The 17,407-nt window shown below is 68.6% G+C and carries 19 protein-coding genes; 10 read left to right on the top strand and 9 right to left on the bottom strand.

Going from position 1 to position 17,407, the window contains the following annotated elements:
• Nucleotides 1-58 precede the first annotated feature (58 nt).
• Nucleotides 59-1,609, top strand: a complete 1,551-nt coding sequence (locus B1790_RS25675) for an N-acetylmuramoyl-L-alanine amidase (protein ID WP_079926137.1) — start codon at nt 59-61, stop codon at nt 1,607-1,609.
• Nucleotide 1,610: 1 nt separating this feature from the next.
• Here the strand turns inward: B1790_RS25675 and B1790_RS25670 are convergent, their stop codons facing one another.
• Genes B1790_RS25670 through B1790_RS25660 form a run of 3 tightly spaced genes read right to left on the bottom strand, consistent with a single transcriptional unit; the run spans nt 1,611 to nt 3,941 of the window.
• Complete coding sequence (locus tag B1790_RS25670) at nt 1,611-2,423, bottom strand: Cof-type HAD-IIB family hydrolase (RefSeq protein ID WP_079926104.1); 813 nt, start codon at nt 2,421-2,423, stop codon at nt 1,611-1,613.
• Nucleotides 2,423-3,169, bottom strand: coding sequence for a 1-acyl-sn-glycerol-3-phosphate acyltransferase (locus B1790_RS25665; protein ID WP_079926103.1), 747 nt, complete (start codon nt 3,167-3,169; stop codon nt 2,423-2,425). The genes B1790_RS25670 and B1790_RS25665 overlap by 1 nt, the downstream gene beginning before the upstream one ends.
• A 4-nt stretch (nt 3,170-3,173) precedes the next feature.
• The gene (locus B1790_RS25660; protein ID WP_079926102.1) at nt 3,174-3,941 is read right to left on the bottom strand and encodes a 1-acyl-sn-glycerol-3-phosphate acyltransferase; all 768 of its coding nucleotides are present in this window, start codon (nt 3,939-3,941) and stop codon (nt 3,174-3,176) included.
• Nucleotides 3,942-4,008: 67 nt separating this feature from the next.
• Between B1790_RS25660 and B1790_RS25655 the strand changes: the two genes are divergently transcribed.
• The 3 genes from B1790_RS25655 to B1790_RS25645 are packed head-to-tail and all read left to right on the top strand — an operon-like array spanning nt 4,009 to nt 6,606.
• A complete protein-coding gene (locus B1790_RS25655; RefSeq protein WP_079926136.1) occupies nt 4,009-4,692 on the top strand; it encodes a phosphotransferase in 684 nt (227 codons plus the stop codon).
• A 37-nt stretch (nt 4,693-4,729) separates the two neighbouring features.
• Entirely contained in the window at nt 4,730-6,274 is a 1,545-nt protein-coding gene (locus tag B1790_RS25650; protein ID WP_079926101.1) for a Rieske 2Fe-2S domain-containing protein, read from the top strand.
• Nucleotides 6,271-6,606: a hypothetical protein gene (locus tag B1790_RS25645; protein WP_142553761.1), complete on the top strand. Its 336-nt coding sequence runs from the start codon at nt 6,271-6,273 to the stop codon at nt 6,604-6,606. Before B1790_RS25650 ends, B1790_RS25645 begins: the two co-directional genes overlap by 4 nt.
• Here the strand turns inward: B1790_RS25645 and B1790_RS25640 are convergent.
• The 4 genes from B1790_RS25640 to serS are packed head-to-tail and all read right to left on the bottom strand — an operon-like array spanning nt 6,603 to nt 10,523.
• The gene (locus B1790_RS25640) at nt 6,603-7,442 is read right to left on the bottom strand and encodes an SDR family oxidoreductase (RefSeq protein ID WP_079926099.1); all 840 of its coding nucleotides are present in this window, start codon (nt 7,440-7,442) and stop codon (nt 6,603-6,605) included. The two genes, B1790_RS25645 and B1790_RS25640, sit on opposite strands and share 4 nt — an antisense overlap.
• On the bottom strand, nt 7,439-8,431 hold the full coding sequence (locus tag B1790_RS25635; RefSeq protein WP_079926098.1) for an MOSC domain-containing protein: 993 nt from the start codon (nt 8,429-8,431) through the stop codon (nt 7,439-7,441). Before B1790_RS25635 ends, B1790_RS25640 begins: the two co-directional genes overlap by 4 nt.
• 8 nt (nt 8,432-8,439) lie before the next feature.
• The gene (locus tag B1790_RS25630; protein ID WP_079926097.1) at nt 8,440-9,273 is read right to left on the bottom strand and encodes a DUF5718 family protein; all 834 of its coding nucleotides are present in this window, start codon (nt 9,271-9,273) and stop codon (nt 8,440-8,442) included.
• Nucleotides 9,270-10,523, bottom strand: a complete 1,254-nt coding sequence (gene serS / locus B1790_RS25625; protein WP_079926096.1) for a serine--tRNA ligase — start codon at nt 10,521-10,523, stop codon at nt 9,270-9,272. Before serS ends, B1790_RS25630 begins: the two co-directional genes overlap by 4 nt.
• 103 nt (nt 10,524-10,626) lie before the next feature.
• Here serS and B1790_RS25620 point away from each other — a divergent pair, with 103 nt between their 5' ends.
• The 3 genes from B1790_RS25620 to B1790_RS25610 are packed head-to-tail and all read left to right on the top strand — an operon-like array spanning nt 10,627 to nt 12,702.
• A complete protein-coding gene (locus B1790_RS25620) occupies nt 10,627-12,099 on the top strand; it encodes a septum formation family protein (RefSeq protein WP_079926095.1) in 1,473 nt (490 codons plus the stop codon).
• Nucleotides 12,100-12,104: 5 nt separating this feature from the next.
• A complete protein-coding gene (locus B1790_RS25615) occupies nt 12,105-12,455 on the top strand; it encodes a metallopeptidase family protein (protein WP_079926094.1) in 351 nt (116 codons plus the stop codon).
• A 55-nt stretch (nt 12,456-12,510) separates the two neighbouring features.
• Nucleotides 12,511-12,702, top strand: a complete 192-nt coding sequence (locus B1790_RS25610) for a hypothetical protein (protein ID WP_079926093.1) — start codon at nt 12,511-12,513, stop codon at nt 12,700-12,702.
• A gap of 12 nt (nt 12,703-12,714) precedes the next feature.
• On the opposite strand, the gene B1790_RS25605 is transcribed toward B1790_RS25610, so the two are convergent.
• Entirely contained in the window at nt 12,715-13,395 is a 681-nt protein-coding gene (locus tag B1790_RS25605) for a histidine phosphatase family protein (protein ID WP_079926092.1), read from the bottom strand.
• Entirely contained in the window at nt 13,392-14,312 is a 921-nt protein-coding gene (gene pheA / locus B1790_RS25600; RefSeq protein WP_079926091.1) for a prephenate dehydratase, read from the bottom strand. Before pheA ends, B1790_RS25605 begins: the two co-directional genes overlap by 4 nt.
• A gap of 125 nt (nt 14,313-14,437) precedes the next feature.
• Between pheA and B1790_RS25595 the strand changes: the two genes are divergently transcribed.
• The 3 genes from B1790_RS25595 to B1790_RS25580 are packed head-to-tail and all read left to right on the top strand — an operon-like array spanning nt 14,438 to nt 17,340.
• Nucleotides 14,438-15,253, top strand: a complete 816-nt coding sequence (locus tag B1790_RS25595; RefSeq protein ID WP_079926090.1) for a DUF2470 domain-containing protein — start codon at nt 14,438-14,440, stop codon at nt 15,251-15,253.
• 20 nt (nt 15,254-15,273) lie between these two features.
• Complete coding sequence (locus B1790_RS25590; protein WP_079926089.1) at nt 15,274-16,053, top strand: CPBP family intramembrane glutamic endopeptidase; 780 nt, start codon at nt 15,274-15,276, stop codon at nt 16,051-16,053.
• A 33-nt stretch (nt 16,054-16,086) separates the two neighbouring features.
• The gene (locus B1790_RS25580; RefSeq protein ID WP_255407306.1) at nt 16,087-17,340 is read left to right on the top strand and encodes an LCP family protein; all 1,254 of its coding nucleotides are present in this window, start codon (nt 16,087-16,089) and stop codon (nt 17,338-17,340) included.
• Nucleotides 17,341-17,407 lie beyond the last annotated feature (67 nt).

The following is a 17,407-nucleotide window of genomic DNA, read 5'->3' as shown; positions in this document are numbered from 1 at the left end:
GCCGTGTCGTCGCCAATTGCCGTCGCTGCTGTTCTCTGCCGTCGCAGCGACCGCAGTCATGATGCCGCTGGCCATGTTCGGTCTGCCCGGTGAACCCGACCAGGCACCGCTGGCCACCACTCCCTTGATCGTCGAACGCCCCCTCGACGGTGTCGGTGGCGGCGAAACGGTACGTGAACTGCACCAAGACACCCCGTTCGCCATGGTCGCGCTCACCGCCGAAGACCTGACCGGAACCTCGGCCCGCGTACGCGCCAAGAAGGCCGACGGCTCCTGGGGACCCTGGTACGAAGCGGAGAGCCTCGAGGGCGTCGGCCCCGACGGCGGACTGGTGCGCGGCACCGAACCCGTCTTCGTCGGCCACACCACCGACGTCCAGATCGCAGTCAACCGCGCAGCGCCTGCCCGGCCGGCAGTCGCTCCGTCCCCTCGGGGACCTGGCCTCGGATACGTCCCCGTCAACGTCGAACGGCCGCTCAGCCAAGATCTCAAGGCCGTGTTGATCAGCCCCCCGAAAGCGCCGGTGGACATCTCGTCGCTCCCACCGGAGGCCGCGACGCCGCCCGGGGTGCCACCCGCGGTCATCAGTCGCGCCCAGTGGGGCGCCAACGAGTCGGAGGTCTGCGGAAACACGGTGTACGACAGCGGAGTTCGCGCGGGCATCATCCACCACACCGCAGGCAGCAACGACTACACCCCCGAAGACTCGGCAGGCATCGTCCGCTCCATCTTCGAATATCACACCCGCACGCTTGGCTGGTGCGACATCGCCTACAACGCCATGGTCGACAAGTACGGCCAGGTGTTCGAGGGCCGCGCAGGCGGGATGGACCGACCCGTCGAGGGCGCCCACACCGGCGGCTTCAACACCGACACCTGGGGCGTGGCGATGCTCGGAAACTTCGACCTCGTCCCGCCGACACCCATCCAGCTGCGCACCACGGGCCGACTTCTCGGCTGGCGCCTCGGCCTCGACCACGTCGACCCGCTAGGAAGCGTCGTCCTCACCTCGGCAGGCGGATCGTTCACCAAGTTCCCACGGGGCACCGCCGTCCCCCTGCCCACGATCTTCACCCACCGCGACGTCGGCAACACCGACTGCCCGGGGAACGCCGCCTACGCGGCCATGCCCCTGCTTCGGGACACCGCCGCCCACTTCAACACCCCCATCGGGCCGCGAGACCTCGCCGACACCCTGCGCGGCGGAGCGATCTTCGGAAAGTGGGCGGCAATGGGCGGCGAGGCCAGCCCGCTGGGCGCCCCGCAGACGCCGGAAACACCGGGCGACGGCGCGTCGCGCTACGTGACCTTCGACAAGGGTGCGCTGTACTGGTCGCCCGACAGCGGTGCCGAACCCGTCACCGGCTCCATCTACGAGGCCTGGGGCAAGCTGGGCTTCGAACGCGGGGCCCTTGGGCTGCCGACCAGCGGCGAAATCCAGGAACCGCAGTGGATCGTGCAGAACTTCCAGCACGGCACTCTGAACTTCGACCGCGAGCACGGCACCGTGACCCGCGTCATCGACGGCGTCGCGCTTGAAATCCCGCTCGACCAGGGCGAGGCCCCCGTCCAACTGGAGCGCTTCACCCCCATTGGCAAGAAGGCCTGACTCAGAGCCACCATCGCTCGAGGACGCGCGCCAGCCCGTCGTCGGTGTTGGGCGTGGTGACCTCGTCGGCCGCCGCCTTGGCCTCCGGATGGGCGTTGCCCATGGCGACGCCGAGCCCGGCCCATAGCAACATCGGGATGTCGTTGGGCATGTCGCCGAACGTCACGACGTCCTCGGCCATGATGCCAAGCGGCGTGGCAACCTCCGCGACGCCAGTCGCCTTGCTGATGCCCAACGGCACCACCTCGATCAGACCGTTGTTGGTCGAATACGTCAGATCGCCCTGGAGGCCGACGTGCGGGGCCAGTGCCGCCGCCATGTCCGCGCTTTGGGCCCCCGCCTTGCGAATCAGCAGCTTGACCGCAGGTGCGCTCAGGACGTCGGCCAGCGACACCTCGGTGTTGTCGGGGTTGAGCCAGGCGTGCTCGTACCCCGGCGAGCTCAAGAACTGCGGTGTCGCGGCGTCGTGAGCGCTGCGTCCGACGCGCTCCACCGCGAGTCCGGCTCCCGGGATGACGCGGGTGGCCACCTCGGCGAGCTCCGTGAGTACGTCGACCGACAACGTCCGGGACCACAGGATGCGGTCGGTCGAGGAGTCGTACAGCACTGCCCCGTTGGCACAGACCGCCATGGGCGCAAAGCCCAACGCCTCCACCACCGGGGGGATCCAGCGCGGCGGCCGGCCGGTGGCGAGCACGAACTGGGTGCCCGCGTCGACCGCGGCCATGACGGCCGACTTGGTGCGCGGCGTGACGAGCTCGTCCTGGTCGAGCAGGGTGCCGTCGACGTCGGTGGCGATGAGAAGTGGCAGCACTAGTGGTCCCCCAACTCCCGGCGGGCGCGTTCGGCAAGCTCGGCTTCTTCGCGCACTATCGCCTCTTCCATGGTCGGGGCGCCTCCACCGAGGCGACGAGGCACCCAGTAGGCGCCCTCGGGATGATCGTAGGACCGCTGCACCTCGTCGAGCAGTTCGCCCATCGCCGCGCGCAGGTGGCCCATCAATTCCTCGGCTGACCCGGCAGGCGCCAGCGGCGGGCCTGCGGCGACCGTGATCGGAAACTCGTTGCGGCCCAGGTGTCGTGGATGGTCCTTGGTCCAGACGCGATGCGCACCCCAGACGATCAGGGGGACGATCGGCACCTGCGCCTCCAACGCCATTCGCGCCGCTCCGGTCTTGAAGTCCTTGAGCTCGAAGCTGCGGCTGATGGTCGCCTCCGGGTAGACGCCGACGAGTTCGCCCTCCCGCAGCCGCGCCACCGCCACCGCGTATGCCCCCGCACCCGCCCGCCGATCCACCGGGATGGTCTTGGTGTGCCGGATCAGGAAGTCGACGAACTTCACTCGCTGCATCTCCGACTTGATCATGAAGCGCAGCCGCCGGTGGCGGCGCGTGACGCCGAGGGCGGCGGGCAGCCAGTCGAGGTAGCCGGTGTGGTTGATCGCGATCACCGCGCCACCGTCGGCCGGGATGTTCCGCAAGCCCTGGTAGGTGATGCGCGCACCGGTGACTCGCACGGCGGTCGTTGCCGTGATCTCCAAGGTTCGGAAGACCGGCTCCATGGTGCTATTCCGTTGACTCGTTTCGTTGCGCGCGCCTGGCCGCCTTCTCGGCAGCCTCGTCGGCGTCCATTTGATTGGCCTCGGCGAGAGTCGGTGCGCCGCCGCCCATCCGGTGCGGAACCCAGAACTCGCCGGCCGGGTGACGACCGTAGGAGGCCTGTACCTGCTCGAGGAGATGCTGCATGCGTGAGTGCAGCAGCGCCGTCAGCTCGGCGGCCGGCAACGTCGGCATGATCGGTTCTCCGACGGTGATCGAGATGGGCACCTTGGGCCGCCGCATGTTCTTGGGGTGCCCCTTGGTCCAGACGCGCTGGGCGCCCCAGACGATGTGCGGGACGATCGGCACGTCGGCGGCGATCGCCATGCGCGCGGCGCCCGACTTGAATTCCTTGATCTCGAAGCTTCTGCTGATCGTCGCCTCCGGATAGACGCCGACGAGCTCGCCCTCCTTGAGCCGCTGGCAGGCCTCGGCGAACGAGGCCGCCCCGCTGTCGCGGTCGACCGGGATGTGGCGCAGGCTCCGCATGATGGGCCCGCTCACCTTGGAGTCGAACACTTCTCGCTTGGCCATGAAGCGCACCTTGCGGCCGAGTCCCTGCTCGTAGGCGGGCAGCCCGGCGAAGGTGAAGTCGAAGTAACTCGTGTGGTTGATGGCGATGACGGCGCCGCCGGTGGCTGGCAGGTTCTCCACGCCGGTGACGGTGAACTTCAGCCCCTGCAGCCGCCACACGCAGCGCGCGAGGGTGATGACAGTTCCGTATACCGGTTCCACGACTCATCAGCCTAGTGCCGTCGTGTTCAACGCAGGGTGGAAGGTCCCACGTGGAAGGGTGTGCACCGTGACCCGACCCGCCGAACCCCTTCCCGTTCCGAAGCACGTCGCCGACTTGGCGGGTGATCGCGAGGTGACCGCGGTCTGGCTCAACGACCTCGGCGGCGTCACGTTCTCGCTGGCCGGCGAGGAGTTCGTCAAGGTCTACCCGGAACAGCACGCCGCACTGCTGGTCGCCGAGGCGGAGCGGATGACGTGGGCCATCGCGTACCACTCCGTGCCCACGATTCTGTCGACGGGACCGGGCTGGCTGCACACCGCGGCACTGCCGGGACGTTCGGCCGTCGATCCCGACTGGATCAGGCGTCCACGTACCGCCACCAGAGCAATCGCGCAGGGCCTGCGACTGCTGCACAACGCGGCGCCCGTCGAGGCGTGCCCGTTCGGCACACCGTCCTGGATTCCCGCCGACGCACCGCCCGCCGACCGGCTGGTGGTCTGCCACGGCGACCCATGCGCGCCCAATACCGTCGTCGCCGAGGACGCCCAGTGCAGCGGGAACGTCGATCTCGGCGACCTCGGGGTCGCGGACCGGTGGGCTGATCTTGCGGTGGCGACGATGTCACTGGATTGGAACTACGGGCCGGGGTTCGAGGCGGAGTTCTTCGACGAATACGAGATAGACCCCGACGACGAGCGGCTCGCCTACTACCGCGCCCGCTGGCAGGAGCAGGCCGGCCCGCCCCGGTAGGATCGAGGCGACGAATACCCCGCAGGGAAGGCAATACGTGCAGGTCACAAGTGTCGGACATGCCGGCTTCCGGATCGATACCACCGCCGGAAGCATCCTCTGCGATCCCTGGGTCAACCCGGCCTACTTCGCGTCGTGGGTTCCGTTCCCTGACAACAGCCAATTGGACTGGGACCGCCTCGGCGACTGCGACTACCTCTACGTCAGCCACCTGCACAAGGATCACTTCGATCCGGAGCACCTGGCCGCCCACGTCAACAAGGACGCCGTGGTGCTGCTGCCGGACTATCCGGTGCCGGACCTGCGTCGCTCTCTGGAAGCTCTCGGCTTTCACCGGTTCTTCGAGACCACCGACTCGACCAAGCACCGGGTGAGCGGCCCCAAGGGCGACCTCGACGTGATGATCATCGCGCTGCGCGCGCCGGCCGACGGCCCCATCGGCGACTCCGGACTGGTCGTCTCCGACGGAGAGACCGTCGCGTTCAACATGAACGACGCCAGGCCCGTTGATCTAGAGGTCCTTGACGCCAACTTCGGGCACGTCGACGTGCACATGCTGCAGTACTCGGGCGCGATCTGGTACCCGATGGTCTACGACATGCCTGCGCGGGCCAAGGAGGCGTTCGGCATCCAGAAGCGTCAGCGTCAGATGGACCGCTGCCGGCAGTACATCGCCCAGGTCGGCGCCACCTGGGTGGTTCCGTCCGCAGGCCCCCCGTGCTTCCTCGACCCGGAACTGCGCGACCTCAACGACGATCACGGCGATCCCGCCAACATCTTCCCCGACCAGGTCGTGTTCCTCGACCAGATGCGTACCCACGGCCACGACCGCGGGCTCCTGATGATCCCCGGTACCATCGCGGAATTCACTGGCTCCGAACTGAATTCGTTGGTTCATCCGGTTGACGAGCCCGAGACGATCTTCACCACCGGCAAGGCCGCCTACATCGAGGCGTTCGCGCAGCGGATGGCGCCGGTGCTAGCTGCCGCCAAGGCCGGCTGGGCCCCCGCCGACGGTGACCCGCTACTGGAGCCACTGCGCGCCAAGTTCGAGCCGATCATGTTGCAGAGCGACCAGATCTGCGACGGCATCGGCTACCCGGTGGAGCTCCGGATGGGGCCCGAGTCGGTGGTGCTCGACTTCCCGAAACGGACTGTGCGCGAACCGATTGCCGACGAGAAGTTCCGGTACGGTTTCGAAATCGCCCCCGAGCTGGTCCGGACGGTGCTTCGCGACGACGAGCCGGACTGGGTCAACACCATCTTCCTGTCCACCCGGTTCAAGGCGTGGCGGGTCGGCGGCTACAACGAGTACCTGTACACGTTCTTCAAGTGCCTGACCGACGAGCGCATCGCCTACGCGGACGGGTGGTTCGCCGAGGCGCACGACGACTCCGCGTCGATCACGTTGGACGGCTGGGAGATTCAGCGCCGCTGCCCACACCTGAAGGCGGATCTGTCGAAGTTCGGCGTGGTCGACGGCACGACGTTGACGTGCAACCTGCACGGCTGGTCGTGGAATCTGACCAACGGCAAATGCCTGACGTCGAAGGGACACGAGCTCAGGAGCGCCAAGGCGTGAGCCAACCGAACCCGAGCTATGACGACGGCCTCGTCTTGCTGGATCGGCACGCCATCACCCTGCGGCGCTATCACTTTCCGTCGGGAACCTCGAAGGTGATTCCGCTGCGAACGGTCCGCGGGTATCGCACCGAACCGCTTGGCTTGGTGCTCAACCGCTTTCGCATCTGGGGTAGCTCGGACCTGCGTCGCTGGCTGCCGCTGGACGTGTGGCGGCCGGTCAAGTCGACGCTGGTGACCCTCGATGTTCCTGGCACGCGACCCAGTCCGGCCTTTACTCCGTTGCGCGCCAACGAGTTCACCGCGGTCCTCGACCAGCTGCTGGAGCGTTAAGCCCGCTGAGCGGCCACCCTGGCCCGCTCCCTCATCGAGGCCACCACGCCACCGTCGACGAGGATGTCGGTTCCGGTGAGGTAACCGGCCCTGTCACTGGCGCAGAACGCGAAGAGTTCGGCCATCTCCTCGGCGTTGCCCCAGCGTGGCACCGCGAAGTCGGCGACGATCGCGCCCGCACCGTTGCGCTCCTCGAGCCTGCCCATCTCCGTGTCCACCGAACCGGGCGAGACCGACACGATGCGCTGGCCCCGTCCGTTGAACCGCTCGGCCGCAGACGCGCTGTACCACTTGACGAAGCTCTTGCTCACCGCATAGGCGAAAGCGGACCGCGACGCCGCTGGCATGGCGCCGTACGTCGCGCACACGACTTCCATGAAGGCGTCCTCGTCGTCCAGGGCGATCGGGAAAGCCGCAGTGGGGATGAGTTCCTCGGGAACCAGGTACGCCGCCATCGAGGCCACGTTGACGATCGCCGATCCTGCCGGCGCGGCCGCGTGAAAGGCCTCGTTGACGCGGAGCGTGCCGAGCGCGTTGGTCCTCGTCACGTACTCGGCGTCGCCCATGCTGGGGCTCACCCCGGCAGTGTGGATCACCGAGACAACCGTCCCGAGATTCGTTGCGGTCTCGAACATCTCGGCGACCGCCGCCCGGTCGGTGACGTCGCAATTCACCGCCGTCACCACGATGCCCAGCCCTTCGAGCGTGGCAACCGCACCATCCAGTCGGTCCTTGCGGATGTCGCACAGCACGATCGCGTGCTCGCGACCGACGACCTTGGCCGTGGCCAGCCCCATGCCGCCGGCGCCGCCGGTGATCACCGCCACCCGGCTCATTGCTTCTCCCGCAGCACCGTCGCCTCGAGCAGGCGCTGGACCTGGCGAGTGGCTGCCTTCTCCACCGTCGACCACACCCGGTGCCGTGCCGTCGGCGGGGCGGCAGGCCGCACCGAGACCACGTCGCCGACCCGAAGCAGGCCGGCGCGCGTCACGTCGGCGTAGACGCCGAGGAAGCGGTTCGTCCGGTCGGCCAGTTGACGGGTCACGCCACGATCCAGGTCCAGCCCCGGCTGCGGTCTGGTGGGGACCACGCAGCGGATGGTCGGGATCGTGACGCGCAGGGTGGCCGAACCGATCTCGACGTCCCCGCCCGCCCAGGCCGTCTCGGGGAACTCCGCGTCCGACTGGCCTACGTCGACGAGGACGTTGGGCCGGAACCGCCGCACGTCGTAGGCCTCGGTGGTCGCCGACAACGACGCGAGGCTTGTCGCGCTCATCAGATGCACGGGCGCCAGATCGACGAAAGTGCCTGGCGGCGTTGAGAACCGGGCGAGGGTGATGATGTCCTTGGTGCTGAACACGGAGGTGTCCGGCAGCGCCTCGGCATCGTCGAGCCCGAAGTCCTTGCGCACCTGCGCTTCGCGGAAGTTCGCCAGCGAGTCCGCCATCGTCATCCGGTGCTGGCTGGTGTCGTCGAGCGGCGGCAGCGCGACCAGTCGCACCTCACGGCCGACAAGCTCGGACAGCAGCGCGTGCACCGCGTCGTCGGAGCTCGAGCACTCGGTGCCATCCGGGAAGGTGACGGTCACCTCGGGCACGTTGCCAGGCCCGGCGTCAGGCCCCGGTTCGGACACGTACGCGGCCGAGCAGCCCAACAGCTTCGGCACTCGTCGCGCCGACGCGGTGACACCGTTCTCGAGGTCGCGGACCGCCCACAGTCGGTCGGCGTGCACACCGCGCCGGTCGACGCGGACCGCGTCGACCCGGTGTCCACCCATGGACTTCACCGGGAATCGCCACAACTGGGATACCGCGACGTCCGCCATCGCGCCTCCTAACGAGATGAAACCACCTGCCGCAGTTCGGAATAAACCTCGGACTCGGTGTCGTACACCCGCACGATCGCTTCGTCGCCGGGTTGCAGGAAGGTCGACTCGCCGAGCTCCGTGTAGCGGGTAGCACCGATGCCGATCAGCACGTTCGCCGGATGTCCGGCCGCCACCATCAGCGCCCCGACGTCTTCCAACGGTGTTTCGGGCGAGCCCTTTTGGTTGGCGAGACGCTCGGTGACCCAGTCGAGGAGCACCTCCCCGTAGTACGAGTAGCCGAGCAGTGGGCTGTCGACGCCGTAGCCGTGCTCGTTGCCGTCGGCGGTGCGCAGGTCGCACACCAGCCGCAGCGTCGACGTCGGCCCGTCGGGCGTGAGATCGCCGACGTCGAAGAACTGAGCGGCCACCCCCTTGGAGGCTGGGCCCCAGTTCTTCTTGTGACTGATCTTCAGGGCGCCCGGCCGACGGATCGAGCAGTCGTTGAATGCGCCGAGGGCAAACGGCTGCAGCGAAACCACCGTGTCGCCCTGCCACGCCACGTGGCAGGCCAGCCCGACCTCGGGTTCGATCTGCAAGTTCAGCGGCGTGTCACTCTCGGGCAACAGAATGCTGTCGTCGGACAGCGGAAACTCACCGAGGAAGCCGTCGTAACCCGGTGCGTACCAAGGGAAGATGCCCTTGGGCGCCGCCCCTTCACTGGACACGTTCACGAAGTCGGCGGCCTCGCCCGCCTGCTCGAGGTGTCCGGCGAAGTTGCCAGCCACCCCAAACCCGAACCAGGACCGGAGTTCCTCCAGGTCGAGGTCGATCGTCTTGAGTTCCGGGACACCCTGACTCATGGCGTAAGTACCGACTTTCCGACGTAGGGCACCAACGCGTCCGGGACGCGGACACTGCCGTCCGGCTGCTGGTGATTCTCCAAGATGGCGACGAGCCAGCGGGTCGTCCCCAGCGTTCCGTTGAGCGTCGCGGCGATCTGCGGCTTGCCGTTCTCGTCGCGATAGCGGATGGACAGGCGTCGCGCCTGGAACGTGGTGCAGTTCGACGTCGACGTCAGCTCGCGGTAGGTCTTCTGCGTGGGCACCCAGGCCTCGCAATCGAACTTGCGGGCCGCCGAGGAGCCCAAATCGCCTGCGGCGGTGTCGATCACCCGGTAGGGCACCTCGATGAGGGCCAGCATCCGACGCTCGAGGTCCAGCAGGCGCTGATGCTCGGCTTCGGCGTCCTCCGGCTTGCAGTAGACGAAGGCCTCCACCTTGTCGAACTGGTGAACGCGGATGATGCCGCGGGTGTCCTTGCCGTAGCTGCCTGCCTCGCGGCGGAAGCACGACGACCATCCCGCGTAGCGTCGCGGCCCTTCGGAGAGGTCGATGATCTCGTCGGAGTGGTAGCCGGCCAGCGGGACCTCCGACGTACCGACGAGGTACATGTCGTCGGCCTCGAGGTGGTAGATCTCGTCGGCGTGCGCGCCGAGGAATCCGGTGCCGGCCATCACCTCTGGGCGTACCAGGACGGGCGGGATGACGAGGGTGTGGTCGTTCTCGGTGGCCAGCTTCACCGCGAGCTGCATGACCCCGAGCTGGAGCAGCGCGCCGTCACCCGTCAAGAAGTAGAAGCGCGAACCGGACACCTTGGCGCCGCGCTCCATGTCGAGCAGGCCCAGTGATTCCCCGAGTTCCAGATGATCCTTCGGATCGTCGATCGAAGGCGGCTCGCCGACGGTGTCGAGCACCACGAAGTCGCTTTCGCCACCTGGCGGGACACCGTCGACGATGACGTTCGGAATCGCCATGTGCGCCGAGGTGAAGGCCGCCTCGGCCGCGGCCTGCTCCACTTCGGCGGCCTTGACCGCTTCGGCGAGCTCCTTGGCGCGCGCCAGAAGTGCGGGTCGCTCGTCGGCGGATGCCGCTCCGACGGCCTTGCTGGCCGCCTTCTGCTCGGCTCTCAGATCGTCGGCGGCGGAGATCGCGGAGCGCCTCGTCGCGTCGGCGTCGAGCAGCACGTCTACGAAGGCGGGATCTTCACCCCGGGCCCGTTGCGACGTGCGAACCCGGTCGGGATCTTCACGCAGCAGCTTCAGGTCGATCACGTATGAAACCCTACGTTTGGCGGGATGCCACCCCAACCCCGGGGCACAGCCTCATAACGCTACAACTGCATCTCTTGTCACACGACTCGGCTCGCCTGTCACAATGGACCAGATGTTGGACGCACCCCACGACGCCGCACAGAGCGCAGACGAGGCCGCCCCGCCGTCGCGCCACCCGGCGTGGTGGCGGAGTCTTCAGGCCGAGTCGACGCGGCGAGCGCTGCTGCTGACGGCGCTGGGCGCACTTCTCATCGCCGGCGTCATCACCGCGATCCCGGGCGGTGGACACGGCGGCCTCCCCGTCGGACTCAACGCAGGCAAGTCCGTCCTCGGCGGCGGTTCGCGCGGAAACGCCACGTTCGACCACGCGGTTCGCGGTACGTGCCTGAACTGGCCAGAGCAGGTTCCTGACGCCGCACAGATCGTCGACTGCTCCGACGAGCACCGCTTCGAGGTCGCCGACCGCATCGACATGAGGACGTTCCCCGGTACCGAATACGGCCCCGACGCCGCCCCACCGTCGGAGGCGCGCATCAGGCAGATCAGCCAGGAGCAGTGCCAGGCCGCGGCCCGGCAGTACCTCGGGGCGAAGTACGACCCCAACGGACGGTTCAGCGTGAGCCTGGTCTGGTCCGGCGACAAGGCGTGGCGGCAGGCCGACGAACGCCGCATGCTGTGCGGCTTGCAGCTGGCCGGACCCGACAACCACCAGCTGGCGTTCGCGGGCAAGGTCGCCGACGTCGACCAGTCGAAGGTGTGGCCTGCCGGGACGTGTCTCGGCATCGATCCGGTGACCAATCAGCCCACCGACATTCCCACCGACTGCGCCAAGCCACACGCCATGGAGGTGACCGGGGCGGTCAACCTCGCCGAGAAGTTCCCTGGCCCCGTGCCGCCGGACGGCGACCAGGACCAGTTCGTCAAGGACGCCTGCACGCGGATGACGGACGCGTACCTCGCGCCCGTCGCGCTGCGCAAGACCACCCTCACTCTGATCTACAGCACCATCTCGCTGCCGAGCTGGACCGCCGGAAGCAAACAGGTGTCGTGCAGCATCGGCGCCACTCTGGGCAACGGCGGCTGGTCCACCCTGCTCAACAGCGCCAAGGGGCCGTTGCTCATCAACGGCCAGCCGCCGGTCGCGGTGCCCGACATCCCCGAGGAACGGTTGGACATGGCGCCGATTCCGCTCCCTCCGGTGGACACGTCGTCCCAGGTGTCGTCGCAGATCGACCTCAGCGACCAGAGCAGCTCGAGCAGCTCCAACAGCCAGGGCAACAACCACCTGCCCGGGCAACAGGCCACCCCCACTCAGACTCAGAGCACGCAAACCCAGAGCACCGAGGCTTCGACTTCGACTTCGACCGCGGGCGCGCCGCCCCCGCCGCAGGGCAACACATTCCTCAACGGTCCGCCGCCCCCGCCGGGACCTCAGGGCGACGGCGGTCTGCCGCCGCAGGACGGACCGGCTGTTCCTCCACCCGCCGGAGATCCCGGCGCGCCGGCGCCCGCCCCCGTCGTTGGCGACCCCGCACCCGTGATTCCGGTCGTGCCGGTTCCGCCGCCAGGGCAGTAGCCGCGGTGCCCGTTCGGATGAGCTCGCACCGGTTCGACGAGCTGGTGTCCGACGCGCTCGACGAGATCCCGCCCGCGCTTGCCAAGGCGATCGACAACGTCGTCGTGCTCGTCGAGGACCGTCATCCCGAGGAGCCCGATCTGCTTGGGCTCTACGAGGGTGTCGCGTTGACCGAACGCGACTCGACGTACTTCGGGTCGTTGCCCGACACCATCACGATCTTCCGTGACGCGTTGCTCGACATCTGCGAGACCGACGGCGACGTGGTTCACGAGGTGACCGTGACGGTGATCCACGAGATCGCCCACCACTTCGGCATCGACGACGATCGTTTGCACGAACTCGGTTGGGCCTGAATCACTTCAGGCGCGGCATCGCGGCTTCGTCGGTGGGCGGTGCTAGAACTAAGGCATGTCCGATGTCTGTCGCGAGTGCCGGGAGGACCTCGACCACTGCCACGGCACCCTGGTTCACCACGCCTCGTTCTTCGTCGAGTGCACCGATGACTGCGCCACCCCAGACGGTCTGCACTCCTTCGCCGTCGACTGCGACGCGGTCGGGTGCACGTGCGCGGTGACGTTCGTCGCCTCGGCCGTGTCCTGAAACCAAGCCGTCCTAGCCCATCGGGTCGGCGCTGTGCGCCACGTCCTCGACCGGATGCTCGACCGGTTCGAACGGCGGCGTGAACGGCCCCCACTGCAGGCAGCTCCAGCGGCCGTCGGTGATCGGGCTCAAGACGACGCACTCGGTGTTGGCGAGGTGATGTTCGATGGCGAAGCCGGGGTCGACGCCCGAGAGCGCGGTGCTGACCAACCGGATCGCGGCGCCGTGGCTCACCACCACGACGTCACCCACCCACGCGTGATCGTCGAGGAAGCGCAGGCGCAGCTGGGTCACCACCGGCAGATAGCGGTCAAGCACCTGCTGGGCGCTCTCGCCGCCGGGCATGGGAACGTCGAGATCGCCCTTCTGCCATAGCCGGTAAGTGGCGTTGAACTCCTCGTGGGCGTCGTCGTCGCTGCGGTCTTCGAGGTCGCCGGCGTGCACCTCGTGGATGCCGTGCAATTCGACGGCGTCCAAGCCGAGGTGTGCACCGATCTCGGCTGCCGTCTGGACCGCACGCAGTGCGGTGGAGTGCGCCAACAGGCCGACGGGATGTTCGAGGGAGCGGCCGAAGGCCCGCGCTTGTTCGTGGCCAAGGTCGGTGAGCGCGGCTCCTGGCGGGCGGGTGTCGAGCCGCCGGGCGACGTTTCCATGCGACTGGCCGTGCCGAACGAGTATCAGTCGACCTGTCATCGGGCGCGCCCCTCTCGAAGTGCGGCCAACCAGTCGGATGCCTCGTCGGTGGCCGGCGGTGTCGCACCGACGGCGGTGCCTGTCGACCATGAACCCAGATATCTCACGTCTGCACAACGTCTGTGAAGCGCTCGGAGTGCCTCGGCGACCGGATCGTCGTCGACGTGCCCGACGAAGTCCAGGAAGAAGAAGTACGTCCCCAATTCGACTCGAGTGGGCCGCGATTCGATGCGAACCAGGTCGATATCGCGGATCGCGAGTTCGGTCATCGCAGCGACCAGGGCACCTGGCACGTTGTCCAGCCGCAAGACGACCGACGTGCGATCCGCGCCGGTGCGCGCGGGCGGCACGCCGGGCGGGCCGACGAGGACGAATCGGGTTCTGGCGTTCGGCTCGTCGACCACCCCGTCGGCCAGCGTGGCCAGTCCGAGCCGCCGGGCGGCGAGCGCGGTGCTGACCCCTGCGTCGGCCCGGCCATCGGCGACGTCGTGCGCCGCGGCGGCGTTGGACGTGGTGAGCACCGTGTGGGCGGTGGGGAGGTGCTCGGCCAGCCACCGCCTGACCTGCGCCTCGGCCACCGGGAAGGCGGCGACGGTCTGCACGGCGGAGGCTGAGGTGCCGGGCCGGACGGCGATGCTGAAGGCGACGTCGAGGGTGTGCTCGGCGAAGATCTGGAGCGGCGTGCCCGCGGCGAGGCTGTCCATCGTCGGCACCACCGAGCCCTCGATCGAGCTCTCGATCGGTGCGCAGGCGTAGTCGGCGGCTCCGCTGCGAACGGCGGCCAGCGCGCCGCCTGCGCTGTCGCACGTCACCGGCACCAGCGGCGACGAGTCGGGGATGACGCCGGCGTCGGCCATCTGCAACAAGGCCGCCTCGGTGAAGGTCCCTTGGGGACCCAGGTAGGCGACGCGTGGCACGGGTCAACCCTATCGGCACCGGGCCCGTCGCCCACCGACCCGCGGCGCCCATTTCGGTAATACTTGCACCGTTCGGTGAGGCTAGCCTAAGTTAGGGTTACCTCATCCGACGGAAGGCAGGCGCGATGATCGGCGACGCAACGGCAGGAACGGCCCTGGTGGCACCCACGACGGCCGAACGGATTCGCAGCGCGTGCGCCCGCGGCGGCGGCGCGATGCTGGCCGCGGAAGGCGCCGATCCCACCCCCACCCCCGTGCACCACCTGCTCGACGACGGGTCGTTCGCGATCATGGTGCCCTCCGGGGCTCTGCTGGCCGGGATGATCGTCGCCTCGGGCGCCTCGGGAATTCAGGCGGTACTCGAGATGACCGACTACGCGCCGCTTCCCCTGCGCGAGCCGGTGCGTTCGCTGGTCTGGATCAGCGGCCGACTGTTCCACGTCCCGCCGTCCGGCCTGTCGGGACTCCTGGACATGATCGCCGAGCAGAACCCGAATCCTGCACTGCTGCAAGTGAACACCGGCTCCGAGCAGGCCGAGGGCGGCGACACGCCGTACACCCTGGTGCGGCTCGAGATCGACTCCGTGGTGGTGGCCGACTCGACGGGAGCCGAGTCCGTCGGCGTCAGCGCCCTGCTCGACGCCCAGCCCGATCCCTTCTGCGCCATGGAATCGGGTTGGCTGCAGCACCTCGAGTCCGCCCACCGGGAAGTGGTCGACCGCTTGGCCAACCGACTGCCGACGCCGCTGCGTCGCGGCCACGTCCGACCGCTCGGGCTCGACCGCTACGGCGTCCAGCTCCGTGTCGAGGCCGAAGACGGTGACCACGACGTGCGGCTGCCGTTCGCCAAGCCGGTCGACGACGTCACCGGGCTCAGCCAGGCCATCCGGATCCTGATGGGGTGTCCGTTCCTGAACGGGCTGCGCGCCCGCCGCATCTGACGGCAGCTACCGTAGCTCCGGTGACGGGCGCGACGGACGAGCTGCTGCCCGACCCTCGCAAACGGGCGATCCGCCTCGAGATCGCCGTCGTCCTCGCCGTCACGTTCGGACTCTCCGCCTACACGGCCTTCGTCAGCCTGACCGAAGCCGTCCTGCTTGGGCTCTCCGGCCAGAAGGTGGCGCTCAACCGCAGACTGTCGCCGATCGACCTGATCAACTTCGCGCTGAACCTTGCGTCGGTCTTCCAGCTGATCGCGTGGGGCCTGCTTGGCCTCTACCTGCTGTGGCGCAGCGGATTTGGTCCCAGTCGCATCGGTCTCGGACGCTTCCGCTGGCGCCCCGACCTGCTGGGCGGCCTTGGCCTCGCGGCGCTGATCGGCGTTCCCGGCCTCGGCCTCTACGTCGCGGGCCGGGCGTTGGGCATCGGGGTCGACGTCGTCCCGTCCGAACTCGGCGACACGTGGTGGCGCATCCCGGTCCTCCTCGCGGTGGCCTTCGCCAACGGCTGGGCCGAAGAGGTAATCGTCGTCGCGTTCCTCATGACGCGGCTGCGTCAGCTCGGCTACTCCCCCGTCGCCGTCCTGGTGGCCTCCAGCCTGCTACGCGGCGCATATCACCTGTACCAAGGCTTCGGCGCGGGCGTCGGAAACATCGTGATGGGTCTCGTCTTCGGGTACGTGTGGCAGCGGACGGGACGGCTGTGGCCCCTGATCGTGGCGCATGGCCTCATCGACGCCGTCGCCTTCGTGGGGTACGCACTGCTCGCCGGGCACCTGAGCTGGCTGGGGATCACGTCCTGACCGCGGGCATCTCCTGCCCGTACATTCAGATCCGTGAGCGACAACCGGCCCGATCCGCGGCAGCCCCGGCCACCGGTGGAGGCGTCGCAGGTCATCCGGCGCGACCCGAACTACCGGCCACCGCCCGCTCCGCCGAGGCGTCCACCCGACGCCACCCAACCGATAGCCCCGCCGCGCGCCCCGGCACCTCGTCTTCCTCCTTCACCGCCACCGCCCCCGCCGAAGTACCGCCCCGCGCCGCCGCCGGCCCGTCGACCTCCGCCGCCCCGTCGGCCACCACCACCGCCCCCCGCTGCCGCGCCGAACACCCGCGCACCCAAGCCCAAGCGCAAGCGCCACTGGGGACGGATCCTGATGGCGGTCCTCCTCCTTGCCGTCGCGTCGACGATCGGCGCGGCCGTCTGGATCGACACCTCGCTGCATCGCGTGCCGGCACTGACCGCGCTGCCCGACCGCCCGCCGGCCGGTAGCGGCACCACGTGGCTGCTGGTCGGATCGGACAGCCGCCAAGGCCTGACCGACGAGCAGCAGTCCGAGCTCGCGACCGGAGGGGACCTGGGCAACGGCCGCACCGACACGATCCTGCTGGTCCACGTGCCGGGCCTCGGATCGAGCGCCCCGACCACGATGGTGTCGATCCCCCGTGACTCCTACCTTGCGATTCCCGGATACGGCGAGGACAAGGTCAACGCGGCCTTCGCACTTGGCGGTGCGCCGCTGCTGGCGCAGACGGTCGAGCAGGCGACGGGACTCCGGCTCGACCGCTACGCCGAGATCGGCTTCGACGGATTCGCCGCCATGGTCGACGCCGTTGGCGGTGTCTCGATGTGTCCGTCCGAGCCCATCAGCGATCCGCTTGCAGGCATCGACTTGCCCGCCGGGTGTCAGGACCTCGACGGCCGCAGTGCGCTCGGGTACGTCCGCTCCCGGGCGACGCCGCGCGCCGACCTCGACAGGATGACTCACCAGCGGGAGTTCATGGCCGCGCTGATGCAACGCGCGGCCAGTCCCACCGTCTTCCTCAACCCGCTGCACTGGTACCCGATGGCGCATGCGGCGTCGGGCGCGGTGACCGTGGACTCCGGCGCGCACGTGTGGGATCTGGCCCGGTTGGCGTGGGCCCTTCACGGGCCCGTCACCACCACGACCGTGCCGATCGGCGAGTTCACCGGCAGCGACTCCGGCTCGGTGGTGGTGTGGGACACGGAGGCGGCGACGCGTCTCTTCCACGCGATGGCGACCGACAGCGCGGTGCCTCAGGACGTTCTTGACACGGGCAACAGTTAGCCAACCCTCGGTTTACTTAGCCCCGCAGCAAACTCGCCCCATCGCCGGCTTCCGCCGCCCGTCAATT

It is taken from the genome of Mycobacterium sp. AT1, from assembly GCF_002043095.1.
In the GTDB taxonomy this organism is placed as follows: Bacteria; Actinomycetota; Actinomycetes; order Mycobacteriales; family Mycobacteriaceae; genus Mycobacterium.
This window is presented reverse-complemented; position numbering and strand designations above follow the sequence as displayed.